At 72.0% G+C, this 24,373-nt stretch carries 27 protein-coding genes and 1 riboswitch; of the genes, 12 read left to right on the top strand and 15 right to left on the bottom strand.

Annotated features, from left to right (window positions below):
* Window positions 1-82: 82 nt before the first annotated feature.
* Genes AC3YO9_RS00865 through AC3YO9_RS00855 form a run of 3 tightly spaced genes read left to right on the top strand, consistent with a single transcriptional unit; the run spans window position 83 to window position 1,937 of the window.
* Window positions 83-730 carry a pentapeptide repeat-containing protein gene (locus tag AC3YO9_RS00865; RefSeq protein WP_489981848.1) on the top strand — a complete coding sequence of 216 codons (648 nt, stop codon included), beginning with the start codon at window positions 83-85 and terminating at the stop codon, window positions 728-730.
* A gap of 59 nt (window positions 731-789) precedes the next feature.
* The gene (locus tag AC3YO9_RS00860; RefSeq protein WP_489981847.1) at window positions 790-1,653 is read left to right on the top strand and encodes a bifunctional methylenetetrahydrofolate dehydrogenase/methenyltetrahydrofolate cyclohydrolase; all 864 of its coding nucleotides are present in this window, start codon (window positions 790-792) and stop codon (window positions 1,651-1,653) included.
* Entirely contained in the window at window positions 1,653-1,937 is a 285-nt protein-coding gene (locus AC3YO9_RS00855) for a DUF3017 domain-containing protein (protein ID WP_127783903.1), read from the top strand. Before AC3YO9_RS00860 ends, AC3YO9_RS00855 begins: the two co-directional genes overlap by 1 nt.
* 12 nt (window positions 1,938-1,949) lie before the next feature.
* On the opposite strand, the gene metX is transcribed toward AC3YO9_RS00855, so the two are convergent.
* The 3 genes from metX to AC3YO9_RS00840 all read right to left on the bottom strand — a co-directional run bounded on the left by metX (window position 1,950) and on the right by AC3YO9_RS00840 (window position 5,735).
* A complete protein-coding gene (gene metX / locus AC3YO9_RS00850) occupies window positions 1,950-3,041 on the bottom strand; it encodes a homoserine O-acetyltransferase MetX (RefSeq protein ID WP_489982547.1) in 1,092 nt (363 codons plus the stop codon).
* A gap of 62 nt (window positions 3,042-3,103) precedes the next feature.
* The gene (locus tag AC3YO9_RS00845; protein WP_127783902.1) at window positions 3,104-4,414 is read right to left on the bottom strand and encodes a bifunctional o-acetylhomoserine/o-acetylserine sulfhydrylase; all 1,311 of its coding nucleotides are present in this window, start codon (window positions 4,412-4,414) and stop codon (window positions 3,104-3,106) included.
* A gap of 151 nt (window positions 4,415-4,565) precedes the next feature.
* A riboswitch (SAM riboswitch) is annotated at window positions 4,566-4,683 on the bottom strand.
* A 59-nt stretch (window positions 4,684-4,742) separates the two neighbouring features.
* A complete protein-coding gene (locus AC3YO9_RS00840) occupies window positions 4,743-5,735 on the bottom strand; it encodes a malate dehydrogenase (protein WP_489981846.1) in 993 nt (330 codons plus the stop codon).
* A gap of 267 nt (window positions 5,736-6,002) precedes the next feature.
* Between AC3YO9_RS00840 and AC3YO9_RS00835 the strand changes: the two genes are divergently transcribed.
* The 6 genes from AC3YO9_RS00835 to AC3YO9_RS00810 all read left to right on the top strand — a co-directional run bounded on the left by AC3YO9_RS00835 (window position 6,003) and on the right by AC3YO9_RS00810 (window position 10,910).
* The gene (locus tag AC3YO9_RS00835) at window positions 6,003-7,223 is read left to right on the top strand and encodes an NADP-dependent isocitrate dehydrogenase (RefSeq protein WP_127783900.1); all 1,221 of its coding nucleotides are present in this window, start codon (window positions 6,003-6,005) and stop codon (window positions 7,221-7,223) included.
* 140 nt (window positions 7,224-7,363) lie between these two features.
* Window positions 7,364-7,669, top strand: a complete 306-nt coding sequence (locus tag AC3YO9_RS00830; protein WP_127783899.1) for a DivIVA domain-containing protein — start codon at window positions 7,364-7,366, stop codon at window positions 7,667-7,669.
* Entirely contained in the window at window positions 7,638-8,480 is an 843-nt protein-coding gene (locus AC3YO9_RS00825; protein WP_489981845.1) for an exodeoxyribonuclease III, read from the top strand. The genes AC3YO9_RS00830 and AC3YO9_RS00825 overlap by 32 nt, the downstream gene beginning before the upstream one ends.
* A 53-nt stretch (window positions 8,481-8,533) precedes the next feature.
* The gene (gene trpS / locus AC3YO9_RS00820) at window positions 8,534-9,562 is read left to right on the top strand and encodes a tryptophan--tRNA ligase (RefSeq protein WP_489981844.1); all 1,029 of its coding nucleotides are present in this window, start codon (window positions 8,534-8,536) and stop codon (window positions 9,560-9,562) included.
* A gap of 3 nt (window positions 9,563-9,565) precedes the next feature.
* Window positions 9,566-10,600: an inner membrane protein YhjD gene (gene yhjD, locus AC3YO9_RS00815; protein ID WP_489981843.1), complete on the top strand. Its 1,035-nt coding sequence runs from the start codon at window positions 9,566-9,568 to the stop codon at window positions 10,598-10,600.
* Window positions 10,601-10,628: 28 nt separating this feature from the next.
* Complete coding sequence (locus AC3YO9_RS00810; protein WP_489981842.1) at window positions 10,629-10,910, top strand: SCO4848 family membrane protein; 282 nt, start codon at window positions 10,629-10,631, stop codon at window positions 10,908-10,910.
* Window positions 10,911-10,986: 76 nt separating this feature from the next.
* On the opposite strand, the gene AC3YO9_RS00805 is transcribed toward AC3YO9_RS00810, so the two are convergent.
* The 6 genes from AC3YO9_RS00805 to AC3YO9_RS00780 form a co-directional block, all read right to left on the bottom strand.
* Complete coding sequence (locus tag AC3YO9_RS00805) at window positions 10,987-11,775, bottom strand: succinate dehydrogenase iron-sulfur subunit (protein ID WP_127783896.1); 789 nt, start codon at window positions 11,773-11,775, stop codon at window positions 10,987-10,989.
* A complete protein-coding gene (sdhA, locus tag AC3YO9_RS00800; RefSeq protein ID WP_489981841.1) occupies window positions 11,775-13,526 on the bottom strand; it encodes a succinate dehydrogenase flavoprotein subunit in 1,752 nt (583 codons plus the stop codon). Before sdhA ends, AC3YO9_RS00805 begins: the two co-directional genes overlap by 1 nt.
* 70 nt (window positions 13,527-13,596) lie before the next feature.
* Complete coding sequence (locus AC3YO9_RS00795) at window positions 13,597-14,028, bottom strand: succinate dehydrogenase hydrophobic membrane anchor subunit (RefSeq protein ID WP_127783894.1); 432 nt, start codon at window positions 14,026-14,028, stop codon at window positions 13,597-13,599.
* Between the two features lie 2 nt (window positions 14,029-14,030).
* A complete protein-coding gene (sdhC, locus tag AC3YO9_RS00790; protein ID WP_127783893.1) occupies window positions 14,031-14,444 on the bottom strand; it encodes a succinate dehydrogenase, cytochrome b556 subunit in 414 nt (137 codons plus the stop codon).
* Window positions 14,445-14,680: 236 nt separating this feature from the next.
* Entirely contained in the window at window positions 14,681-15,766 is a 1,086-nt protein-coding gene (locus AC3YO9_RS00785) for an adenosine deaminase (RefSeq protein WP_127783892.1), read from the bottom strand.
* Complete coding sequence (locus tag AC3YO9_RS00780) at window positions 15,763-16,992, bottom strand: primosomal protein (RefSeq protein WP_127783891.1); 1,230 nt, start codon at window positions 16,990-16,992, stop codon at window positions 15,763-15,765. The genes AC3YO9_RS00785 and AC3YO9_RS00780 overlap by 4 nt, the downstream gene beginning before the upstream one ends.
* A gap of 95 nt (window positions 16,993-17,087) precedes the next feature.
* On the opposite strand from AC3YO9_RS00780, the gene upp reads away from it, so the two are divergent.
* Complete coding sequence (gene upp, locus AC3YO9_RS00775; RefSeq protein ID WP_127783890.1) at window positions 17,088-17,711, top strand: uracil phosphoribosyltransferase; 624 nt, start codon at window positions 17,088-17,090, stop codon at window positions 17,709-17,711.
* 22 nt (window positions 17,712-17,733) lie between these two features.
* Here the strand turns inward: upp and AC3YO9_RS00770 are convergent, their stop codons facing one another.
* From AC3YO9_RS00770 to AC3YO9_RS00760, 3 genes are read right to left on the bottom strand one after another with little or no spacing between them, the layout of a single operon-like run.
* Window positions 17,734-18,384, bottom strand: coding sequence for an alpha-ketoglutarate-dependent dioxygenase AlkB family protein (locus AC3YO9_RS00770; protein ID WP_489981840.1), 651 nt, complete (start codon window positions 18,382-18,384; stop codon window positions 17,734-17,736).
* Window positions 18,381-18,998 carry a methylated-DNA--[protein]-cysteine S-methyltransferase gene (locus AC3YO9_RS00765; protein WP_489981839.1) on the bottom strand — a complete coding sequence of 206 codons (618 nt, stop codon included), beginning with the start codon at window positions 18,996-18,998 and terminating at the stop codon, window positions 18,381-18,383. The genes AC3YO9_RS00770 and AC3YO9_RS00765 overlap by 4 nt, the downstream gene beginning before the upstream one ends.
* The gene (locus tag AC3YO9_RS00760) at window positions 18,995-19,471 is read right to left on the bottom strand and encodes an RNA polymerase sigma factor (protein WP_127783887.1); all 477 of its coding nucleotides are present in this window, start codon (window positions 19,469-19,471) and stop codon (window positions 18,995-18,997) included. The genes AC3YO9_RS00765 and AC3YO9_RS00760 overlap by 4 nt, the downstream gene beginning before the upstream one ends.
* A gap of 139 nt (window positions 19,472-19,610) precedes the next feature.
* On the opposite strand from AC3YO9_RS00760, the gene AC3YO9_RS00755 reads away from it, so the two are divergent.
* Window positions 19,611-20,159 (top strand): hypothetical protein, encoded by a 549-nt coding sequence (locus AC3YO9_RS00755; RefSeq protein WP_489981838.1) that lies wholly within the window; start codon window positions 19,611-19,613, stop codon window positions 20,157-20,159.
* Between the two features lie 73 nt (window positions 20,160-20,232).
* On the opposite strand, the gene AC3YO9_RS00750 is transcribed toward AC3YO9_RS00755, so the two are convergent.
* On the bottom strand, window positions 20,233-20,670 hold the full coding sequence (locus AC3YO9_RS00750) for an SRPBCC family protein (RefSeq protein ID WP_241248956.1): 438 nt from the start codon (window positions 20,668-20,670) through the stop codon (window positions 20,233-20,235).
* 264 nt (window positions 20,671-20,934) lie between these two features.
* Between AC3YO9_RS00750 and AC3YO9_RS00745 the strand changes: the two genes are divergently transcribed.
* On the top strand, window positions 20,935-21,858 hold the full coding sequence (locus AC3YO9_RS00745) for an aldo/keto reductase (protein WP_489982546.1): 924 nt from the start codon (window positions 20,935-20,937) through the stop codon (window positions 21,856-21,858).
* Here the strand turns inward: AC3YO9_RS00745 and AC3YO9_RS00740 are convergent.
* Both AC3YO9_RS00740 and AC3YO9_RS00735 read right to left on the bottom strand, forming a co-directional pair.
* Window positions 21,855-23,525: a phospho-sugar mutase gene (locus AC3YO9_RS00740; RefSeq protein ID WP_489981837.1), complete on the bottom strand. Its 1,671-nt coding sequence runs from the start codon at window positions 23,523-23,525 to the stop codon at window positions 21,855-21,857. The two genes, AC3YO9_RS00745 and AC3YO9_RS00740, sit on opposite strands and share 4 nt — an antisense overlap.
* On the bottom strand, window positions 23,522-24,355 hold the full coding sequence (locus tag AC3YO9_RS00735; RefSeq protein WP_489981836.1) for a purine-nucleoside phosphorylase: 834 nt from the start codon (window positions 24,353-24,355) through the stop codon (window positions 23,522-23,524). Before AC3YO9_RS00735 ends, AC3YO9_RS00740 begins: the two co-directional genes overlap by 4 nt.
* Window positions 24,356-24,373: the final 18 nt, after the last annotated feature.

Raw genomic sequence — 24,373 nt, 5'->3', positions numbered from 1 at the left:
CGGCGGGTGCGGCGCTCGCCCGTCGATGGGGCAGGATCGCCGGGCGGCGGGAGAACCCGGGCGCCGATCGGAGGAGGACCACGTGGCCGCTGGGCCGAACGACGAGACGTCCGCGCACGACGAGCAGGATGGCGCCGAGCTCATCGGGGAGAGCTTCGCGGACACGGTGCTGGCGAACGAGCGCTGGACCCGGCGCAGCTACACCGACTGCAGCTTCGTCGACGCCGACCTCAGCGGGTTGCGCACCGAGAACGTGACCTTCACCGGCTGCGACTTCACCGGCGCCGACCTGCGCGACTCCGTGCACCTGGGCTCGGCCTTCCGGTCGTGCAACTTCACCCGGGCAAGCCTGTACCACAGTACTTTTCGCTTCTGCACCCTGATGGGCTCGGTGTTCGAGCGGGCCCGGCTGCGGCCGCTGGTGCTCGAGGAGGTCGACCTGTCGCTGACCTCGCTGGGCCAGGCGGACCTGCGCGGGGTGGACCTCACGGCCGCGCGGCTGCGGGAGGCCAACCTGGTGGGCACCGACCTGCGCAAGGCGGTGCTGCGGGGCGCCGACCTCAGCGGGGCGCGCACCTCGGGTGCCCGGCTGGAGGAGGCGGACCTGCGCGGCGCGCGGGTGGACGCCGACCTCTGGGTGGGCGCACGGCTCACCGGGGTGCAGGTGGAGCCCGTGCAGGCGCTGTCCTTCGCCGCTGCGCACGGCCTGCGCGTCGACCTGCAGCAGTAGCTGGCCGCCGCCCCAGGTCCCTGAGACCTGTGCCGCACGCGTTCTGGAACACTGAGCGCGTGACGGCAACCCTTCTGGACGGCAAGACCACCCGCGACGCGATCTACGCGGACCTGCAGACCCGGGTGCAGGGGCTCATCGAGGCGGGCATCACCCCCGGGCTGGGGACCGTGCTCGTGGGCGACGACCCGGGCTCGCACGCCTACGTCAAGGGCAAGCACGCCGACTGCGCGCGGGTGGGCATCACCTCGCTGCGCCGGGACCTGCCCGCCGACGTCAGCCAGGAGCAGCTGCTGGAGACGGTGGAGGAGCTCAACGCCAACCCCGAGTGCACCGGCTACATCGTGCAGCTGCCGCTGCCCCGGCACCTCGACGAGGTGCGCACGCTGGAGCGGATGGACCCGCTCAAGGACGCCGACGGCCTGCACCCGGTGAACCTGGGCCGGCTGGTGCTCGGCGAGCCCGCCCCGCTGCCGTGCACCCCGCGCGGCATCGTGGCGCTGCTGCGCCGCTACGACGTGCCGATCGACGGCGCCAAGGTGGTGGTGGTCGGGCGCGGCATCACCGTCGGCCGTCCGCTGGGGCTGCTGCTCACCCGACGCACCGAGAACGCCACCGTCACCCTGTGCCACACCGGAACCCGCGACCTGGCCGCAGAGGTCTCCCGTGCCGACATCGTGGTGGCGGCCGCCGGGGTGCCCGGGCTGGTCACCGCGGACATGGTCCGCCCCGGCGCGGCCGTGCTGGACGTGGGGGTCACCCGCACCGAGGCCGGCCTGGTGGGCGACGTCGCCAAGGACGTGGCCGAGGTCGCCGGCTTCCTCTCGCCCAACCCCGGCGGCGTGGGCCTGATGACCCGCGCCATGCTGCTGGTCAACGTGGTCGAGCGGGCCGAGGCGATCCTGGCCTCGCAGCGCGGCTGATGGCGCTCGCGGCGCGGCTGCGCACCCTGCACTGGCCGTTCGTGACCGTGGTGCTGATGGTGCTGGTCGCCGGCGGGTTCGTGCTCACCGACCGCTGGCGCCGCGGGGCCATCGTGCTGGGTGCGGCCATGCTGGTGGGCGCCGCGCTGCGGGCCGTGCTGCGCGACGACCAGGTGGGCCTGCTGGCCGTGCGCCAGCGCCCGGTGGACGTGCTCACCTACGCGGCGTTCGGCGTGGCCGTGCTCGCCCTGGCCGGCTCGATCGATGCGCTGGGCACGGTCTAGCGCCGCCCAGGGCTAGTCCGCGGAGCGCGCCAGGGTCTCCTGGATGAGCTCGCTGACCGCATCGGCCTCCAGCAGGAACCCGTCGTGGCCGAACTCCGAGGTGATCACCCGCAGCCGGTCGCAGGTGGGCAGCCCCTCGGCCAGCTCGGCCTGCAGCCGCAGCGGGTAGAGCCGGTCGGAGTCGATGCCGCCGACCACCACCGGTCGGCGCACGCCGCGCAGCGCCGCGGCCACCCCACCCCGGCCGCGACCCACGTCGTAGGAGTTCATCGAGTCGGTCAGCCGCACGTAGCTGCCGGCGTCGAAGCGCTGCACCAGCTTGGCGGCCTGGTGGTCGAGGTAGCTCTGCACCGCGTAGCGCCCACCCTCGGCGGGGTCCTCCCCCTCCTGGGGCAGGTTGGCGAAGCGGCTGTCCAGCTCGTGCTCGGCGCGGTAGCTGAGGTGCGCGATGCGCCGGGCCAGGCCCAGACCGGTGCGCGGGCTGCGGCCGGTGCCGTGGTAGTCCCCGCCCTGCCAGTCCGGGTCGGAGGTGATGGCCAGGATCTGGGCGGACTGGGTGCCGATCTGGTCGGCGGTGGCCCGTGCCCCGGTGGCCAGCACCAGCGCCGCGCCCACTCGGTCGGGGTGGCCCACCACCCACTCCAGGGCGCGCATCCCCCCCATGGAGCCACCCATCACCGCGGCGAAGCGGGGGACGCCCAGCCGGTCGGCCAGGGCAGCCTCCATGGCCACCTGGTCGCGGATGGTGATGGCGGGGAAGCGCGAGCCCCACGCCTTGCCGTCCGGTGCGAGGGAGGACGGTCCGGTGGTGCCCCGGCAGCCGCCCAGCACGTTGGGGGCGATGACGCACCACTCGTCGGTGTCCAGCGCCGCGCCGGGCCCGACCAACCCGCTCCACCACCCGGGGGAGGGGTGCTCCGGGCTGACCGGGCCGGTGACGTGGGAGTCACCGGTGAGGGCGTGCAGCACCAGCACGGCGTTGCTGGCGGTGGCGTTCAGGGTGCCCCAGCTCTGCAGGGCCACGGTCACCTCGGCCAGCTCGACGCCGCTCTCCAGCGTCAGCGGGCCGAGGTCGACCGTCGTCAGCGCCCCGTCCGGACGCAGCGCCCCGGCAAGGGTGGCACCGGCCGGACGGGAGGCCGACGGGTGCTCGTCGTGCAGCAAGCTCACGCCTGTGCTGCTGCTTCGAACCCGGTCCGCAGGTCACCCAGGATGTCCTCGATACCTTCGATGCCGACCGCCAGGCGCACCAGGCCCGGCGTGACGCCTGCGGAGAGCTGCTCCTCCGGGGAGAGCTGGGCGTGCGTGGTGGAGGCCGGGTGGATGACCAGCGAGCGGACGTCGCCGATGTTGGCCACGTGGCTGTGCAGCTGCAGCGCGTTGACGAAGCGCTTGCCCGCCTCCACGCCACCGGCGATCTCGAAGGCCAGCACCGCGCCGGCGCCCTTGGGCAGCAGCTTCTGGGCGCGGTCGAACCACGGCGAGCTGGGCAGGCCGGCGTAGGCCACCGACTCCACGTCCTCGCGGGCGGAGAGGAACTCGGCCACCTGCTGGGCGTTGGCCACGTGCCGCTCCATGCGCAGGCTGAGCGTCTGCAGGCCCTGGTTGATCAGCCAGGCGTTGAACGGCGACAGCGCTGCACCCATGTCGCGGAGCAGCTGCACGCGCATCTTCAGCGCGTAGGCCGGGGCGCCCAGGTCGGCGAAGACCACGCCGTTGTAGCTGGGGTCGGGGGTGGTGAAGCCGGGGAAGCGGCCGCTGGTCCAGTCGAACGTGCCGCCGTCCACGACCGCGCCGGCGATGGTGGTGCCGGTGCCGCCCAGGTACTTGGTGGCCGAGTGCACCACCACGTCGGCGCCCAGGGCCAGCGGCTGGATCAGGAACGGCGTGGCGACGGTGTTGTCCACGATCAGCGGGATGCCAGCGGCGTGGGCGACCTCGGCCACGCCGGGGACGTCGAGGACGTCGTTGCGCGGGTTGGCGATGGTCTCGCCGAAGAACGCCTTGGTGTTGGGCTGGATGGCGGCCCGCCACTCCTCGAGGTCGTCCGGGTCGCTGACGAAGGACACCTGCACGCCGAGCTTGGGCAGCGTCTGGGTGAACAGGTTGTAGGTGCCGCCGTAGAGGCTCGGGCTGGCCACCACGTGGTCACCGGACTCGGCGACGTTGAGCAGCGCGTAGGTGGTGGCGGCCTGGCCGGAGGCCACCAGCAGCGCGGCCACACCGCCCTCGAGGGCGGCCAGCCGCTGCTCCACCACGTCGTTGGTGGGGTTCATGATGCGGCTGTAGATGTTGCCCGGCTCGGCCAGGGCGAACAGCGCCGCCGCGTGGTCGGTGTCGCGGAAGGCGTAGGCGGTGGTCTGGTAGATCGGCAGCGCGACGGCCCCGGTGGTGGGGTCGGGGGCCTGGCCCGCGTGGATCTGCTTGGTCTCGAAGCTCCAGGAAGCAGCGGGATCGGAAGTCGTGGGGTCGCTCATCGGGTCAGTCAGCTCCAAGAAGGTGCGGGCGTCGTCCACGCCCGGTGGGGGAAGGGATGCGCGGCCAGCGGGCCGCGGGCGATCTCCTGGGTGGTCAACAGTCGCTACACATGGCGAGACCTCCGACAGACGGGGGGCCAGTCGTGCGACGGGCCCGCGCTTGACGACCGGACGTTGCTCCGATCGACCCGGTCATCACCCGGGGCACCCCACCGCGGTTGGAGGGTTGCCGTCCAGCAAGCCGGGGCTACGCGCTGGCACTCATGACCTGGCAGAGATGTTAGCGGAGCCGTCGTCTCGCGCGTAACAGGTGTGGGGTGGGCGGGGCTCAGCCCAGCAGGCCCTGCTCGCGGACGGTGTCGCGCTCCTCGGTGAGCTCGGCGACGGAGGCGTCGATCTTGCCGCGGGAGAAGGCGTCGATCTCCAGGCCCTGGACGATCTCGTAGCGCCCGCCCGAGCAGGTCACCGGGAAGGACGAGATGAGCCCCTCCGGGACGCCGTAGGAGCCGTCGGAGGGCACCGCCATGGACACCCAGTCGCCGGCCTGGGTGCCGTGCACCCAGTCGTGCACGTGGTCGATGCCGGCCGAGGCGGCCGAGGCGGCCGAGGACGACCCGCGGGCCTCGATGATGGCCGCGCCGCGCTTCTGCACGGTGGGCAGGAACTCGCTCTCCAGCCACTGCTGGTCGTTGACCACCTCGGCGGCGATCTTGCCGTCCACCTCGGCGTGGAACAGGTCGGGGTACTGGGTGGCGGAGTGGTTGCCCCAGATGGACATCTTGGCGATGTCCAGCACCGGGACGCCGGTCTTCTTGGCCAGCTGGGCGATGGCCCGGTTGTGGTCCAGCCGGGTCATCGCGGTGAACCGCTCGTCCGGCACGTCCGGGGCGTTGCTCATCGCGATGAGGGCGTTGGTGTTGGCGGGGTTGCCGATCACCAGCACCCGCAGGTCGTCGGCGGCGTTGTCGTTGAGCGCGCGGCCCTGCTTGGTGAAGATGGCGCCGTTGGCGGAGAGCAGGTCGCCGCGCTCCATGCCCTTGGTGCGCGGGCGCGAGCCCACCAGCATGGCCACGTTGACCCCGGCGAAGGACTCGTTGGCGTCGTCGGAGATGTCCACGCCGCGCAGCAGCGGGAAGGCGCAGTCCTCCAGCTCCATGGCCACGCCCTCGGCGGCGCCCACGGCGTCGGGGATCTCCAGCAGGCGCAGTGCCACAGGGGTGTCCGGGCCGAGCATGGCCCCGCTGGCGATGCGGAAGAGCAGCTGGTAGCCGATCTGGCCGGCGGCACCGGTGACGGCCACCTTCACGGGGGTGTTGCTCACGACTGGCTCCTCACGAGTTCAGCGCCGAGGGCGAGGAACGCTCTGGCACACCGATGGCGGGCAGGGCTCGACGCTAGCAACTGCGGAGGACCAACGGTGATCGTGACCACCAGGGTCGCGCTGCCTGAGCAGGGCCGGCGCAGTAGCGTGCCTGCTGAGGCTCACGGACCGTGTCAGCCCCCGTACCAGTACGCTCGTCTTGCTTGGGTCACGTCAATCGCACAGGTGCGTGAGGCCCGGCGAGGAGCGAGAGGAGAGACCCACCGCATGAGCAAGATCAAGGTTCAGGGCACCGTCGTCGAGCTCGACGGCGACGAGATGACCCGCATCATCTGGCAGTTCATCAAGGACAAGCTGATCCACCCGTACCTGGACATCGACCTGGAGTACTACGACCTGGGCATCGAGCACCGGGACGCCACGGACGACCAGGTGACCGTGGACGCGGCCAACGCCATCAAGAAGCACGGCGTCGGCGTCAAGTGCGCCACCATCACCCCCGACGAGGCGCGGGTGGAGGAGTTCGGCCTGAAGAAGATGTGGGTCTCGCCCAACGGCACCATCCGCAACATCCTCGGCGGCGTGGTCTTCCGTGAGCCGATCATCTGCAGCAACGTGCCGCGCCTGGTCCCGGGCTGGACCAAGCCGATCATCATCGGCCGCCACGCCCACGGCGACCAGTACAAGTCGACCAACTTCAAGGTCCCCGGGCCCGGCACCGTCACCATCACCTACACCCCCTCCGACGGCTCCGAGCCGATCGAGCACGAGGTGGTGCAGATGCCCGAGGACGGCGGCGTCGTCATGGGCATGTACAACTTCACCAAGTCCATCGAGGACTTCGCGCGGGCCTCGCTGTCCTACGGCCTGCAGCGGAACTACCCCGTGTACCTCTCCACCAAGAACACCATCCTCAAGGCCTACGACGGTGCGTTCAAGGACATCTTCCAGCGCATCTACGAGGACGAGTTCAAGGCTGACTTCGACAAGGCCGGGCTCACCTACGAGCACCGCCTGATCGACGACATGGTCGCCGCCGCCATGAAGTGGGAGGGCGGCTACGTCTGGGCCTGCAAGAACTACGACGGTGACGTGCAGTCGGACACCGTGGCCCAGGGCTTCGGCTCGCTCGGCCTGATGACCTCGGTGCTGATGACCCCGGACGGCAAGACCGTCGAGGCGGAGGCCGCGCACGGCACCGTCACCCGGCACTACCGCCAGCACCAGGCCGGCAAGGAGACCTCGACCAACCCGATCGCGTCGATCTTCGCCTGGACCGGTGGCCTCAAGCACCGCGGCAAGCTGGACAACACCCCCGAGGTCACCCAGTTCGCCGAGACCCTCGAGCGCGTCTGCGTCGAGACCGTCGAGAGCGGCAAGATGACCAAGGACCTGGCGCTGCTCATCTCCAAGGACGCGCCGTACCTGTCCACCGAGAAGTTCCTCGCCGCGCTGGACGAGAACCTCAGCGCCGCGATGCAGAAGTAGCCTCCGGCTACCTGCGCGGCTGACACGACCGCGGCCCGGTCCCGCCTCTGGCGTGGCCGGGCCGCGGTCGTGTCACCATGGCCTCCCGCACCACTTCTCCTCGCACCAGGCACTGTCCCACCCACAGAGAGGCGCCCACGATGGGTCTGACTCCGGACGAGGTTCGCGACGTCACCTTCGACCGCGCCCCGTGGGGGCAGCGGGGCTACCACGAGCACGAGGTGGACGCCTTCCTCGACCACGTCTACGAGCAGCTGCTCCAGCTGCGGGCCCAGCACCGGCTGGAGCTGTCCCGCCTGGTGCAGGAGAACGACGAGCTGCGCGACCGAGTGGCCGAGCTGACCGGCGAGCCGCTGCCCCGGCGCCGCCAGCCCAGCGTCGAGCCGGCCACCCGCCAGCACTACGCTGCCTCCAGTGAGCGCCCCACCCCTGCCAAGCATCGCTAGCCCCCACCTGAGCGTCTCCAGCGTCAACGTCAACGGCGTCCGCGCCGCTGCCGGCAAGGGCCTGCTGGCCTGGCTGGCCGAGACCACGGTGGACGCGGTCTGCCTGCAGGAGACCCGCGCCGACGACACCCAGCTGCGCAAGGCCCTCGCCCCGGCGCTGGACGCCGGCTGGCACCTGGAGTCGGCCGAGCCGGCACTCAAGGGCCGCAACGGAGTCGCGGTGCTCACCCGCAGCCAGCCCAAGGCGGTACGGGTGGGCTTCGGTGCCCCGGAGTTCGAGGACTGCGGCCGCTACCTGGAGGTGGACCTGGCCACCGCGGACGGGGTCGTCACCGTGGCCAGCCTCTACCTGCCCTCCGGCGAGGTCGGCACCCCGCGGCAGGAGGAGAAGGAGCGGTTCATGGCCGACTTCGAGCCCTACCTGGCGAGCCTGGCCGACGGCGCTGCGGTGGTGTGTGGCGACTGGAACATCGCGCACACCGAGAGCGACCTGAAGAACTGGAAGGGCAACCGCAAGTCCTCCGGCTTCCTGCCGCACGAGCGGGAGTGGATGGACCGGGTGCTGTCCCCGGCGGGGGGCTGGGTGGACGTGGTGCGCGCGCAGCACCCCGGGGTGCCCGGCCCCTACACGTGGTGGTCCTACCGCGGCCGTGCCTTCGACAACGACGCCGGCTGGCGCATCGACTACCAGCTGGCCACCCGTGCGCTGGCCGACACCGTGGCCTGGGCCCGCGTGGAGCGTGCCGCCGAGCACGCGCTGCGCTGGTCCGACCACGCCCCCGTCACCGTCGGCTACCGCTGGGCCTCCTAGCGGGCCGACCGAAAGCTCCTGGCCGCTCCACCTGCGTGAGAGGATCACCACCCATGTCCACCCCTGCACCCACCAGCGGAGTCCCGCGCGTGCTGTCCGGCATCCAGCCGACGGCTGACTCCTTCCACCTGGGCAACTACCTGGGTGCGCTGCGGCAGTGGGCCCCGCTGCAGGACGACCACGACGCCTTCTACTGCGTGGTGGACCTGCACGCCATCACCGTCGAGCAGGACCCGCAGGTGCTGCGCCAGCGCACCCGGGTGGCCGCGGCGCAGATCCTGGCGCTGGGCATCGACCCGGCGCGGGCGTCGCTGTTCGTGCAGAGCCACGTGCCCGAGCACACCGAGCTGACCTGGGTGCTCAGCTGCCTCACCGGCTTCGGCGAGGCCAGCCGGATGACGCAGTTCAAGGACAAGTCGCAGCGCTTCGGTCACGACCGCTCCTCGGTGGGCCTGTTCACCTACCCCATCCTGATGGCCGCCGACATCCTGCTGTACCAGGCCGACCGGGTGCCCGTGGGCGAGGACCAGCGCCAGCACCTGGAGCTCACCCGTGACCTGGCGGCCCGCTTCAACACCCGCTACGGCACCACCTTCGTGGTGCCGGAGCCGCACATCATCAAGGACGTCGCCAAGATCTACGACCTGCAGAACCCCACGGCGAAGATGAGCAAGTCGGCCTCCAGCCCGGCCGGCATCGTGGACCTGCTCGACCCGGTGAAGAAGTCGGCCAAGAAGGTGCGCTCGGCGGTCACCGACGACGAGCGCGAGATCCGCTACGACGTGGCGAGCAAGCCCGGCGTCAGCAACCTGCTGACCATCCACTCTGCGCTGTCCGGGCAGTCGATCGCCGACCTGGAGACGAGCTACGCGGACAAGGGCTACGGCGACCTCAAGGTGGACGTGGCCACCGTGCTCACCGAGTTCGTGGAGCCCTTCCAGGCCGCGGTGCAGGGCTACCTGGACGATCCGGCCGAGCTGGACCGCATCCTCGCTGCGGGTGCGCGCCGGGCCCGCGAGGTCGCCTCGGCCACCGTCCGCGACGTCTACGACCGCGTCGGCTTCCTGCCCCCGGCCCGCTAGGCAGTGGCCACCGAGGGGGGAGCGGGGCGGCAGAGCGCGCTGGTGGCCCGGCTGCAGCGCGAGCGGCAGGACCGTCCCTGGCTGGACCACGCGGTGCGCACGGGGCTGCGGTACAAGGCGCAGAAGGGTGACTTCTACGCCGCGGCGATCACCTACTTCAGCGTGCTGGCCTTGTTCCCGCTGGCCATGGTCGGCTTCGCGGTGGCTGCCTTCGTCCTGGCCGACCGCCCCGACCTGCTGGTGGAGCTGCAGGAGTCGATCACCCGCAGCGTGCCCGGCTCGCTGGGCGCCACCATCAACGAGCTGATCACCAAGTCGCTGGCCTCCCGCGGCACCGTGGGGGTGATCGGCCTGCTCGGTGCGCTGTACGCGGGGCTGGGCTGGATGGCCAACCTGCGCGAGGCGCTCACCGAGCAGTGGGACACCCAGCACGACCGGCAGTCGTTCGCGCGCACCAAGGTCGGCGACCTGGGCGCGCTGGTGGGCCTGGGCCTGGCGCTGGTGGTGTCGCTGAGCCTGTCGGCGCTGGGCGGTGGCGGCTACGCCGTGGTGCTGCGCCTGCTCGGGGTGGAGGACGCGCCGGGGATCTTCCTGCTCACCGCGCTGCTGGCCATCGTGCTGTCCGTGGCTGCGACGTGGGGGGTGTTCGTCTGGGTGATCGCCCGGCTGCCGCGCGAGCCGGTCACCTGGCGCAGCGCGATCCGGGCGGCCCTGCTGGCGGCCGTGGCGTTCGAGGTGTTCAAGCAGGTGGGGGTGTTCTACCTGCAGCAGGTCACGGGAGGGCCGGCCGGTGTCACCTTCGGCCCGATCATCGGCATCCTGGTCTTCTTCTACGTCACCTCGCGGCTGGTGCTCTTCGCCACCGCCTGGGCGGCCACCGCCCGGGAGAACCAGGTGCTGCTGGCCACCACGCCGGTGCCCGGACCCGCCGTGATCGCCCCCCAGGTGCAGGTGCGCCGGGGCCCCGGGGTGGGCCTGGGCGTGCTGCTGGTGGGCGTGGGTGCGGCGCTGGCCACCCTGCTGGGCCGCCGCCGCTGAGCCGAGCTCGCGCTGGGACAATGGGCCCATGAGGCTCACTCGTGGATGGTCGTTGTTCCTGCTCGCGTTCGGCGTCTGGAGCTGGTTCATCTGGCCCAGCTTCCTGCGCAACATCTGGGCCGACGAGCGCTCCTTCACCGCCGCCGAGCTGGGCGGTGGCGCCACCCCGTTCTTCGTCGTGCACGCGCTGCTGGTGGCGACGTCGCTGGTGCTGGGGACCGCCATCGGGGTGCTCGGCATCCGGGGCCTGCTCGCCGCCCGGCGCACCGCCGCCTCGGCCGAGGCCCCGCAGGTCCCTGCCGGGCGCTGAGGAGCCCGCACACGAGACAGGACCGCCCTGCTCACCGGGTGGGGGAGCAGGGCGGTCCTGGTGGCGCTGAGGGGTGTCAGCGGGCGAAGAGCAGGGCCCGCTTGACCTCCTGGATGGCCTTGGTGACCTGGATGCCACGGGGGCAGGCGTCGGTGCAGTTGAAGGTGGTGCGGCAGCGCCACACCCCGTCGACGTCGTTGAGGATCTCCAGGCGCTCGGAGGAGCCCTCGTCGCGGCTGTCGAAGATGAACCGGTGCGCGTTGACGATGGCGGCAGGGCCGAAGTAGCTGCCGTCGGACCAGTACACCGGGCACGACGTGGTGCATGCCGCGCACAGGATGCACTTGGTGGTGTCGTCGAAGCGGGCCCGGTCAGCCGCCGACTGGTAGCGCTCGCGGGTGGGCTCGTTCCCGGTGGTGATGAGGAACGGCTTGACCGCGCGGTAGGCCGCGAAGAACGGCTCCATGTCCACCACGAGGTCCTTCTCCACGGGCAGGCCGCGGATGGGCTCGATGGTGATGGTGGTGTCCTTGCCGTCCTTCTCCAGCATGTCCCGCAGCAGGACCTTGCAGGCGAGACGGTTGACGCCGTTGATGCGCACCGCGTCGGAGCCGCAGACACCGTGGGCGCAGGAGCGCCGGAAGGTGAGCGTCCCGTCCAGGTACCACTTGATGTAGTGCAGCAGGTTGAGCACCCGGTCGGTGCGCTGCGCAGGGACCTGGAAGCTGTCCCAGCGGGCGTCGTCGGGAGCGTCGGCGTCGAAGCGACGGATCTTCACCGTCACCATCGTCGAGCCCTCGGAGACGGGCGGCGGCTTGGGGCCGGAGCTCTGCTGCGTGTGGGTCTTCTCTGCAGTGGCAGCCATCAGTACTTACGCTCCATCGGCTCGTAGCGGGTCTGCACGACCGGCTTGTAGTCCAGGCGAATGTCGGAGATGAGGTCGTCGCCCAGCTTGTACGCCATGGTGTGACGCATGAAGTTCACGTCGTCGCGCTCCTGGTAGTCCTCGCGAGCGTGGCCGCCGCGGGTCTCCTTGCGGGCGAGCGCGCCCACCACGGTGATCTCGGCGAGCTCCAGCAGGAAGCCGAGCTCGACCGCCTCGAGCAGGTCGGTGTTGTACCGCTTGCCCTTGTCCTGCACCGTGATCCGCGAGTAGCGCTCCTTGAGCCTGCGGATGTCGGCCAGCGCCTCCTTCAGCGACTCCTCGGTGCGGTACACCGAGGCGTTGCTGTCCATCGAGGCCTGCAGCTCGATGCGGATGTCGGCCACCCGCTCGTCACCGTGCTCGGAGAGGATGAGGGCCATCCAGTCCTCGACCATCTTCGACGGCGCCTCGGGCAGCTCGGTGTGCACCGTGCCGTTGGCGTACTCCGCGGCGGCGATGCCGGCGCGGCGACCGAAGACGTTGATGTCCAGCAGCGAGTTGGTGCCCAGGCGGTTGGAGCCGTGCACCGACACGCACGCGCACTCACCAGCGGCGTAGAGGCCCTTGACCACCGTGGTGTTGTCCGAGAGGACCTCACCGCGAACGTTGGTGGGGATGCCGCCCATGACGTAGTGGCAGGTGGGGAACACCGGCACCGGCTCGACGACGGGGTCGACGCCGAGGTAGGTGCGGGAGAACTCGGTGATGTCGGGCAGCTTGGCCTCGAGGACGTCGGCACCGAGGTGGGTGACGTCCAGGACCACGTAATCCTTGTCCGGTCCGCAGCCCCGGCCCTCGCGGACCTCCAGGACGATGGAGCGGGCCACGATGTCGCGGGGCGCCAGGTCCTTGATGGTGGGGGCGTAGCGCTCCATGAAGCGCTCACCGTCGGCGTTGCGCAGGATGCCGCCCTCACCACGCACGGCCTCGGAGATGAGGATGCCGAGGCCGGCCAGGCCGGTCGGGTGGAACTGGAAGAACTCCATGTCCTCCAGCGGCAGGCCCTTGCGGAAGACGATGCCCAGGCCGTCACCGGTGAGGGTGTGGGCGTTGGAGCTGGTCTTGTAGATCTTGCCCGCGCCGCCGGTGGCGAAGATGACCGACTTGGCGGAGAAGATGTGCAGCTCGCCGGTGGCCAGCTCGTAGGCGATGACGCCGGTGCAGACCTTGCCCTCGGGGGTGTCGGTGAGACACATGTCGAGGACGTAGAACTCGTTGTAGAACTCCACCTCGTGCTTGACGCACTGCTGGTAGAGGGTCTGCAGGATCATGTGACCGGTGCGGTCGGCGGCGTAGCAGGCCCGGCGGACCGCGGACTTGCCGTGGTCGCGGGTGTGCCCACCGAAGCGGCGCTGGTCGATCTTGCCCTCGGGGGTGCGGTTGAACGGCAGCCCCATCTTCTCCAGGTCGAGCACCGCGTCGATGGCCTCCTTGGCCATGATCTCCGCGGCGTCCTGGTCCACCAGGTAGTCGCCACCCTTGACGGTGTCAAAGGTGTGCCACTCCCAGTTGTCCTCCTCGACGTTGGCCAGGGCGGCACACATGCCGCCCTGGGCCGCGCCGGTGTGGGACCGGGTGGGGTAGAGCTTGGTGAGGACCGCGGTGCGTGCCCGCTGGCCCGACTCGATGGCCGCGCGCATACCGGCACCGCCGGCGCCCACGATGACCACGTCGTAAGTGTGTTCCTGCATCAGCAGCTCAGCTCCTGGCTGTAGATCGGGCCGGCGCGACGTGTCCCGGCGGCGTGAAGCAACACACGCCTCAGGCGATGTTGGGGTCGAAGGTGAAGATGACGTACGTGCCGAGCACCACGACGAGCACCACGGACACTGCGAGCAGCGTCTGCAGCCAGAACCGCGTGGAGTCCTTGCGGGCGTAGTCGTTGATGACGATGCGCAGGCCGTTGGCGCCGTGCAGCTCGGCCAGCCAGAGCATCAGCAGGTCCCAGGTCTGCCAGAAGGGGCTGGACCAGCGGCCGGCGACGAAGGCGAAGTTGATGCGGTGCACGCCGCCGTCGAGAACGTTCATGATCAGCAGGTGGCCCAGGACCAGCACCAGCAGGGCCAGGCCGGACACGCGCTGGAAGATCCAGCCGTACATCTCGAAGTTGGTCTTCGCCGGCCGGTGCTGCTTGTAGCCGGGGTGCGGGGCACGCGGGGCGGCAACGCTCGTGCTGTGGTCAGTAGCGGCCATGGTTAGGCACCCCCGAACAGGTCACGCACGGTGCGCTCCATCATGAAGTAGGTGCCGGGGATCATCACGACGATCCAGACGGCGAGGATGATCCAGAGCATCAGGCGCTGGAACTTCGGGCCCTTCTCCCAGAAGTCCACCAGGACGATGCGCACGCCGTTGAGCGCGTGGTACAGCACCGCGCCGACGAGCCCGACCTCCATGAGGTTGACCACGGGGTTCTTGTACGTCTCGATGATGACGTCGTAGTCGTGCGGGGAGACCCGGACGAGCGCGGTGTCGAGAACGTGGACGAAGAGGAAGAAAAAGGTCGCCACACCCGTGATGCGGTGTGCGACCCAGGACCACATTCCTGGGTCGCCCTTGTACAGCGACCGAGTGCGCGGGGCACTCTGTGCTGCCATTGTGCTTACCATCGCGTGCAACGCCTCCAACTTGGCCAGGTACTGCTCGGGACGGCCACCTGCCGTCCTCCTCCGTCGAGCTACCCAGGCACTCAGGCTTGAGCACGTCGAGCAGAGCAGTGCGTTTCTGAATCGTAAACCGGACGTGAACTTGCGCGACACTGGCCTGGGCCGGTGTGAGAAACCAGACAGATCAGCCGTCGGTTCTGGCCGAATCCGTTGGGGAGGACCGCCCGGACGACCTGGACCTATCCGACCAGCACAGCGTAGCCGGGCTTGATCACCTCATCGATGAGGGCCAGCCGTTGGTCGAACGGCAGGAACGAGGACTTCATCGCGTTGATGGTGAACCGCTGCAGATCGGTCCAGCCGTAGCCGAAGGTCTCCATCAGCTTGGCCATCTCCGAGCTCATGGTGCAGTCGCTCATCAGCCGGTTGTCGGTGTTCACGGTCACGCGGAAGCGCAGGTCGGCCAGCAGCCGGAACGGGTGCTCGGCCAGCGAGGCCACCGCCCCGGTCTGCACGTTCGACGACGGGCACAGCTCCAGCGGGATCCGCTTGTCCCGGACGAAGGACGCCAGCCGCCCCAGCTGCGCGGTGCCGTCCTCGGCGAAGGTGATGTCGTCGGTGATCCGCACCCCGTGGCCGAGCCGCTCGGCGCCGCACCACTGGATGGCCTGGTGGATCGACGGCAGCCCGAAGGCCTCGCCGGCGTGGATGGTGAAGTGTGCGTTGGCCTGGCGCAGGTACTCGAAGGCGTCCAGGTGACGGGTGGGTGGGTAGCCCGCCTCGGCGCCGGCGATGTCGAAGCCGACCACGCCGTCGTCGCGGAAGCGCACGGCCAGCTCGGCGATCTCCCGCGACCGAGCCGCGTGGCGCATCGCGGTGACCAGCACCCCGATGCGGATGGGGTGACCCAGCTCGGCCGCCTCGGCCATGCCCGCCCGGAAGCCGTCGAGCACCGCCTGGACCACCTCGTCCAGGCTCAGGCCGTCCTCCATGTGCTGCTCGGGGGCGAAGCGGGACTCGGCGTAGACCACCCCGTCGGCGGCCAGGTCGAGGGCACACTCCCGGGCCACGCGGACCAGGGCGGACCGGCTCTGCATCACCCCGACGGTGTGGGTGAACGTCTCCAGGTACCGCTCCAGCGACCCGGAGTCCGCCGACTCCCGGAACCAGCGCGACAGGCTCGCCGGGTCGTCGGCGGGCAGGTCGCGGTAGCCGCCCTCGCGAGCGAGGTCGAGCACGGTGGCCGGGCGCAGGCCACCGTCGAGGTGATCGTGCAGCAGCACCTTCGGCGCGAGCCGCAGCGCCTCCCCGGCCGGCGTGGTCATCGCCGTCGAAGCCGGTCGTCGAAGCCGGCCTCCAGCTCGCGCCAGGCCGCCGCCTCGCCGTCGAAGGGCGGGCTGGGGGCCAGCCGGGTCGGGTTGGGCCGGAGCACGAAGTCCACGAACCAGCCCAGCGGGGAGGAGCTCACCAGCGCGACGTCCACCGAGTCGTCCCCGGCGGCGTCCGCGGCGTCGGTGAACAGCTCCACCGCCAGCTCCAGCTGCGCCGGGTCGACCGCGCTCGGTCCGTCGGCGATGTCGTCGGCGATGCCGGGCAGCACGTAGGTGTTGTCGTCGGAGACGGTGATCTCCAGCTCGCCGGCCACGGCGGCCTGCTGCACCTCCTCGAAGGTGCTCAGCGCGGCCATGTCGTGGTCGGTGTCCTCGGCGAGGAACCGAGCCAGCGCCCGCGGGGAGGTGAAGACGTCGATCTTGCCGCCGCTGCCGAGGAAGAGAGGCTTGTCGTCGAGGTAGCAGCGCAGCGAGTGCAGCTCCTCGCCGCTGGTGATGATGGTGATCGGGTCGATGCCGACGTTCTCCCAGAAGCCGTCCTCGTGCGCCGCGTCGGCGTCGGGCTCCTCGTCCTCGTCCACCACGTCGAGGTCGTCGGTCTCCTCGGGGTCGTCGTCGGGCTGGGCGGCGAGGAGCTCGTCCCGCGCGGTCTCCAGCGCCTCCTCGTCCACCTCAGGCACGAACACCAGCCCGTCCAGGGCGTCGAGCACGTCGTCCCAGCGCTCGGCCAGCACGGTGCCGAGGTCGTCCCAGAGCTTGCGGCCGTCCTTGCCCAGGAACGCCGTGGGCCCGGCGGGCAGCGCGGCGAAGCCGTCGGTGGAGTCCAGCACCTCGGTGACCTTGTCCAGCTCGCAGACCTCGGCGAGCGCACCGACCATCTGCAGCACGTCGTCGAGCTGGTTCACCGTCCAGGCGTCGGGCTCGCCGGCGGCCAGCTCGGGCACCCCCACGATGTCGTAGCGGTGGTCCTCGTCCGGCTCCAGCTCGGCCACGGCCAGGCTGGTCACTGCCGGCCACGCCGGGTGCTCCACCAGGTCGTGCTCGTCCACCGTCCGGATGAAGGCAGCCAGCTCGGCGACCTCGTCGAAGCAGTAGAGGTGCTCGCCGTGCCCGAGGAAGGCTTCCCACTCCTCGCCGTCTTCCCGCCAGCGCGGCGCCCAGAGGGTGAGCACGTCACCCTCGGTGAGTCCGAGCTCGACCGGAACGATGTCCTGTGCCATGGGGCGAGCCTAGTGGCGACCGGGTGTGCCGGTTGCAGAGGCAGGCCGGCACCGGCGGCAGCGAGCCCGGCAGGCGCGCCGCATATCCTGCCCGCATGCACGTGCATCTGCTCGACCACCCGCTGGCCGCCGCTCGACTCACCACGATGCGCGACGCGCGCACCGACAACGCGGGCTTCCGAGCAGCGCTGGGGGAGCTGACCAAGATGCTGGTCTACGAGGCCACCAGCACCGCCCCGGTCCGCGAGTTCGACGTCCTGACCCCGCTCACCACCACCACCGGGTACGCCCTGGCCAAGCCGCCGCTGCTGGTCCCCGTGCTGCGCGCCGGGCTGGGCATGGTGGAGCAGGCGCACGCGCTGATCCCGGAGGCGCAGATGGGCTTCGTCGGCATGGCCCGGGACGAGGAGACCCACCAGCCGGTCACCTACCTGCAGTCCCTGCCCGACGACCTCTCCAGCACCCCGGTGTTCGTGCTCGACCCGATGCTGGCCACCGGCGGGTCGATGGTGGGCACCGTGGAGCTGCTCACCGGCCGCGGCGCCACCGACATCACCGTGCTGTGCGCGCTGGTCGCCCCCCAGGGAGTGCAGCGGCTGGAGGACAGCGGGCTGCCGATCCGGCTGATCACCGCCAGCATCGACGAGGACCTGGACGAGAACGCCTACATCGTGCCGGGCCTGGGCGACGCCGGCGACCGCCAGTTCGGCCCCCGCTAGCCCACGGCTGGGCCCCGCCCGGTCAGCCCAGGCCGGACACCCGCAGAGTGATGTTCAGCCGGCCCCGCGGCAGGCCGATGGGCACCTCGCAGCTGCCGGGCAGGGTGCGCACCACGCCGTGAAAGGCGAAGCGGGACGGTCCGCCGAAGACGAACAGGTCGCCCGATCGCAGCTCCAGGTCGGTCCACGGCTGGTTGCGGTTCTCGGTGTTGCCGAACCGGAAGACGGCGCTGTCGCCCAGGCTGAGGCTGACCACCGGGTCGTCGGCGCGCTCGTCCTTGTCCTGGTGCAGCCCCATCTTGGCGGTGTCGTCGTAGTAGTTCACCAGCGCCACGTCTGGCCGGTAGTCCGGGGCCGGCCGCCCGTGCGCGGCGGCCACCGCCTCCCGGCCCAGCTCGCCCAGCCAGTCCGGGAACGGCGTCACCGGGGCGTCGTCGACGTCCACCGCGGTGCGGGTGTAGCGGTAGGGCGACCAGTGCCAGCCCAGGCACACCGTCTGCACGCTCATCTGGCCACCGCCGGGTGTGCGGGCGGCGCGCATCGGCGCCGGGGCGGCCGACCACTCCCGGCAGGCGCGCACCAGGCGGCGCTGCGCGGCGAGGTCCAACCAGTCGGGCACGTGCACCGCGCCGGGGGCCACCTCGGTGCGCACGCGGGGGAACAGCTCGCTCACGCGGCGGCTCCCGCGCTCTCCAGCTCCAGCAGGGCGGTCTTGGCGGCCAGCCCACCGAGGTAGCCGCCCAGGGTGCCGTCCGACCGGAGCACCCGGTGGCAGGGGATCACCACCGGCAGGGGGTTGGTGGCGCAGGCGCTGCCCACCGCGCGCACCGCGCGGGGGCTGCCGGCCGCGACGGCGAGACCGCGGTAGCTGGCGGTGCGTCCATAGGCGATCTCCCGCATCCGGTCGAGCACCTGGCGCCGGAAGCCGGAGCTGAGCCGCAGGTCCACCGGCACCGTGAAGGTCTGCCGCTGCCCGGCGAAGTACTCGGCGAGCTCGCGGGCGGGCTGGTCCAGCCGGGCAGGTGCGTGCAGCACCCGAGGGCTGATGCGGGTGGCGAGTGCGGCGAGCACCGCGTCGTGGTCCTCACCGGCGAAGGCGACCCGCACCAGGCCCTGCTCGGTGGCCACCAGCAGCAGCGACCCGACGGGGCTGTCCACCGTGCGGTAGGCGAGGTCGAGCAGCCCGGCGGCGTCGGCGTCGGCGGCCAGCCGGGTGCGGAGGCGGTGCAGGGCGGGCGCCTCGTCGGCGGCTGGGAAGAGCTCTGCAGCGGGCTCGGGGCTGGTCATGGGCGGGCTCCTCGTGGGTAGCGGGCGCGCAGCGTCTTCATGCCGTCGGCCGCGGCGCGGCGGGCAGCGCTCTCGGTGTTCTCCAGCAGCACGGCCACCTCGGCGAACGGCAGGCCACCGACGTGGTGGTACGCGATGGCCTCGCGCTGCTTGCGGGGCAGCGCCGCCAGCGCCGACCACAGCGCGTCGTCCCGGTGCGCGGGGTGCGGGGCCGGGTCGGCCGCCTCCGGCACCTCGGCCACCGGCAGCGGGGTGCGGGCGCGCGTGCGGTGCACGTCGATGGCCTTGCGCTTGGCGATGGTCACCAGCCAGGCCTGGACGTTGGCGTCCTCGGGGAGCTGCGGGTAGGCGCGCAGCGCGGCCAGGAAGGTCTCCGACCAGGCGTCCTCGGCCTCGTCGGGGCCGAGGACGGCGCGACACACCCGCAGCACGGTGGCGCCGTGCTCGCGGACGACGTGCTCGAAAGGTCTCATGGCCACGTCCAGTAGACGCCGCGGGAGCGGCAGACGTGAGATCGCCCCCCGTGCTCGTCGCGCGTGGCCGCACCGCCTGTGGTCGACTCGTCGGGCACTGACCAGCAGAAATGATCGACAGACGACCCAGGGAGACACGATGTCTGAGCGCAACACGGTGATCAGGGCGATGCACGACCTGGGGGGTGCGGCCTGGTTCGGCGGGTCGCTGATGGGCGCGGTCGGACTCAACGGTGCCGCCTCGGACGTGGCCGACCCGGCAGAGCGGTCCCGGGTGGCCGCGGCGGGCTGGGCCCGGTGGGCGCCGGTCAACGCGGTGGCCATCGGGGCGCACCTCGTCGGGGGGCTCGGCCTCGTCCTGGTCAACCGCGGCCGGCTGGCCGGGCAGAAGGGGGCCACCGCCAACACGGTGGTCAAGGCGGCGCTCACCGCGGCGGCCGTGGGGGCCACCGCCTACAGCGGGACGCTGGGCGCCAAGGTCGCCCAGGCCGGCCAGACGCCGGCCGCCGGCGCGACCACCCCGGCGGACAGCACCCCGGAGGCGGTCGCCCAGGCGCAGAAGCAGCTCGCCGTGACGCAGTGGGCCATCCCGGTGCTCACCGGCGCGATCATGGTGCTCGGTTCCCAGCAGGGCGAGCAGCAGCGCCCCGCCGACCTGCTCCGCGGCCTCGCCGACCGACTGGTCTGAGGGCTCACCACCCCGGACGTCGGTCGGGCCACGTCGCGGACGTGGCCCGGCTGGTGCTCGGCGGCAGCTCAGCTCAGCGTGCGCGGCCCTCGGCCAGGGCGCACAGCCGCCGCAGGCTCTCCGTGTTGCGCGGCCAGATGCTGGCCCAGCGCAGCGGGTAGGGGACGAGGCGGCCGGGACCCCGGATCGCGTCCTCGGCCATGGTGACCAGCGTGCCGCCGTCGCGGGGCTCGGTGGTCACCACCACCCGGGCCTCACCGCCGGGGTTTCCGCGGGCCTGCAGCTCCAGGCAGCGGCCCGGGTCGACGCTGACCACCGAGGTGGAGTCGTTCAGGGTGAGCGGCCAGACGCCCACGGAGTGGTACAGCTTCGACTCCGGCTGCGGCCAGCTCTTGTCCACCTCACGAATGGTGGAGGTGCCCACCACCCAGCCGACGTAGAGCCAGCCGTCGTTGAGCACGTCCCACACCTGCTCCGGGGTTGCCGTCGTCGTGCGGGTCACGGTGATCACGGACGTGCTCCTCTGCTGGGGCCGGTTGCCGCGCTCGACCCAGGACTGGTGGCGTCGGCGCCCTTGCAGGATAGGGGCGCCCCCACCGTCCTGCGCGGTGACGACGCTCCAGTTGACGCGCTGGCGCGCAGCGAGAAGCGTGCGTGAGCACCCGATCGTGACGTGTTCTGCCCAGCCTGAGGAGCGCCCGTGACACCTGGCGACCAGACCTTGCCCACCCGCTGGCTCGGCGACCTGGAGGTGAGCGCGCAGGGCCTCGGCTGCATGGGCATGAGTGCCTTCTACGGCCCGCGCGACGACGCCGAGTCCACCGCCACCATCCACGAGGCGCTGGACCTCGGCGTGACGCTGCTGGACACCAGTGACATGTACGGCCCGCACACCAACGAGCGGCTGGTGGGCGCGGCCATCGCCGGCCGGCGCGAGCAGGTCGTGCTGGCCACGAAGTTCGGCATCACCGTGGATCCCGACGGCAACCGCGGGGTCAACGGCACCCCGGCGTACGTGCGCTCGTCCTGCGACGGCTCGCTGCAGCGGCTGGGGGTGGACCACATCGACCTGTACTACCTGCACCGGGTGGACCCGGACACCCCGATCGAGGAGACGGTGGGGGCCATGGCCGAGCTGGTGACGGCCGGCAAGGTGCGCCACCTGGGGCTGTCGGAGGCTGGTGCGGTGACGCTGCGGCGCGCGCACGCCGAGCACCCGATCGCTGCGCTGCAGAGCGAGTGGTCGCTGTGGAGCCGCGACATCGAGCCGGAGATCGTGCCCACCGCCCGCGAGCTGGGCATCGGGATCGTGGCCTACTCCCCGCTGGGCCGCGGCTTCCTCACCGGTGCCATCACCTCCCCGGACGACCTGGCCGACGACGACTTCCGCCGGGCCAACCCGCGCTTCGCGGAGGAGGCCTTCGAGGCCAACATGGCGGTGGTGCGCGGGCTGGAGGAGCTCGCCCGGGAGCGCGGCGTCACCGCGGGTCAGCTGGCCCTGGCCTGGGTGCAGGCCCGCGGCGAGGACGTGGTGCCGATCCCGGGCACCAAGCGCCGCACCTACCTGGAGCAGAACGTGGCGGCGGCGACGCTGGCGCTGACCGACGACGACCTGGTGCGCATCGACGCCCTGGCCCCGGCGGAGGCCTTCACCGGCAGCCGCTACCCCGCCGCCGCCATGCGCGGGCTGGGCATCTAGCCAGCGTCCGGCTGCCCGGGGACTGGCGGCTCGGGGGCACCGAGCAGCGCCAGCACCTCGGTGCGGAGGCGCTCCAGCCGGGCCGCTGCCTGAGCCCGCGCCGCGGGCAGGCTCGCCCGGTCGGCCACCGGCGCCACCACCTCCAGGTAGCACTTGAGCTTGGGCTCGGTGCCGGACGGGCGCACCACCACGCGGACGTCGGCGCCGCGGAGCACCACCGCGTCGGTGCGCGGACGCAGGTCCTCGGCGGCCACCGTGCTGCCGTCCAGGGCTGCGGGCAGCGCCGCCCGCAGCCGCTGCATCATCGCCGAGCTCTGCTCCACGTGCTGCACCCGCACCGACACCTGGTCGCCGGCGTGCAGGCCGTGGCGCAGGGCGAGCTCGTCCAGCACGTCCGGCAGCCCGCGGCCCTGCGCCCGCAGCGTCGCCGCCAGGTCGCAGGCCAGCACGGCCGCGGAGATGCCGTCCTTGTCGCGCACCGCGTCCGGGTCCACGCAGTAGCCGATGGCCTCCTCGTAGGCGTAGACCAGCCCCTCGCCGGCGCGCACCAGCCACTTGAACCCGGTGAGCGTCTCCGCGTGCCGGGCTCCGTGCTCGGCGGCCACCGCGGCCAGCAGCCGTGAGCTGACCACCGTGCTGGCCACCAGCGGGTCGGCGGCGTCCGCAGCGCCGGTGGTGTGCAGGGTGGACAGCACGTGCTGGCCCAGCAGCACCCCCAGCTCGTCGCCGCGCAGCATCCGCCAGCCGTCGGGCGTGGGCACCCCCACCGCACAGCGGTCGGCGTCCGGGTCCAGGGCGACGGCCAGGTCGGCGTCCACCTCCGCGGCCAGCGCCAGCAGCAGGTCGCAGGCACCAGGCTCCTCGGGGTTGGGGAAGGCCACGGTGGGGAAGTCCGGGTCGGGCTCGGCCTGCGCGGCCACCACGTGCACGTCGGTGAAGCCGGCCCGCCGCAGCGCCTCGACGCCCGCCTGCCCGCCCACCCCGTGCAGCGGGGTGAGCGCCACCCGCAGCCGGCGCTCCCGCCCGCGGGGCAGGGCGGCCACCCGGTCCAGGTAGGCCTGCAGCAGCGCCTCCGCCGGCCCCGCGTCCGGCTGCGGGTCGGGCTGGCGGGGCACCTGGTTGGCCGGGCCGACCGCGGCGGTCGCGGTCTCGATCTCGGAGTCGATGGGTGGCACCAGCTGGGCCCCGCCGGCCAGGTAGAGCTTGTAGCCGTTGTCGGCGGCGGGGTTGTGCGAGGCGGTCACCTGCACCCCGGCCACCGCACCCCAGGCGCGCACCGCGAAGGCCAGCACCGGCGTGGGCAGCGGTCGGGGCAGCTGGCGCACCGCAAAGCCGGCGGCGCGCAGCACCTGGGCCGTGGCCTCGGCGAACGCCGCGGAGCCGTGCCGGGCGTCGCGGCCCACCACCACCACGCCGCCGCCGTGGCCGTGCTCGTCCAGCCAGCGGGCCAGCCCGGCGGTGGTGCGCACCACCACGGCCACGTTCATCCCGTTCGGGCCAGCGCGCACCGGCCCGCGCAGCCCCGCGGTGCCGAAGCGCAGCGGCCCGGCGAAGCGCCGCGCCAGCTCCGGGGCGTCCGCGGCAGCCAGCGCGGCCAGCTCGCCGCGGGTGGGCTCGTCCGGGTCGCCGTCCAGCCAGTCCTGCACCTGCTGCGGGGTGGGGTTCACAGGCGGCTCAGCAGGCCGTGCAGCAGCGCGCCCATGTCCTCGGTGGCCGCAGCGCCCGCGGCGAGAACCTCCGCGTGGTCCAGCGGCTGGCCGGTGATGCCGGCGGCCAGGTTGGTCACCAGCGAGATGCCCAGCACGTCAGCGCCGTCGGCCCGGGCGGCGATGGTCTCGTGCACGGTGGACATGCCCACCAGGTCGGCGCCCAGGGTGCGCAGCATCCGGATCTCCGCCGGCGTCTCGTAGTGCGGGCCGGGCAGCCCGGCGTAGACGCCCTCGGTGAGCGTGGGGTCGAGCTCGCGGGCCGCCGCCCGCAGCGCGGGGGAGTAGGCGTCGGTCAGGTCCACGAAGCGCGGGCCCACCAGCGGGGAGCGGGCGGTGAGGTTGAGGTGGTCGGCGATGAGCACCGGCTGGCCCACCGCCATCCCCTCGCGCAGCCCGCCCGCGGCGTTGGTGAGCACCACCGTGCGCACGCCCGCCGCGCACGCCGCCCGCACCGGGTGCACCACGTCGGCCAGGTCGTAGCCCTCGTAGGCGTGGATGCGCCCCAGCAGCACCAGCACCCGCACGCTGCCCACCTGCACCGACCGCACCGCGTTCGCCTGCCCCGCCACGCTGGGGGCGGTGAAGCCGGGCAGCTCGCTCATGGCGATCTCGGCGTCGGCGGTGCCCAGCCGGTCGGCGGCGGGGCGCCAGCCCGAGCCCAGCACCACGGCCACGTCGTGGTGGCTGTGGCCGGTGCGCTCGGCAATGGCCGCAGCGGCCGCCCGGGCCGCGCCGGCGGGGTCGGTGGAGACGTCGGACGGTGGGGTGCTCGCACGGGGAGAGGTCACGCTCGCAGACCCTAGGAC

It is taken from the genome of Rhodococcus sp. Z6_132, from assembly GCF_058133635.1.
Note: the sequence above shows the minus strand (reverse complement) of the source record. Positions and strands in the feature narration are given on the sequence as shown.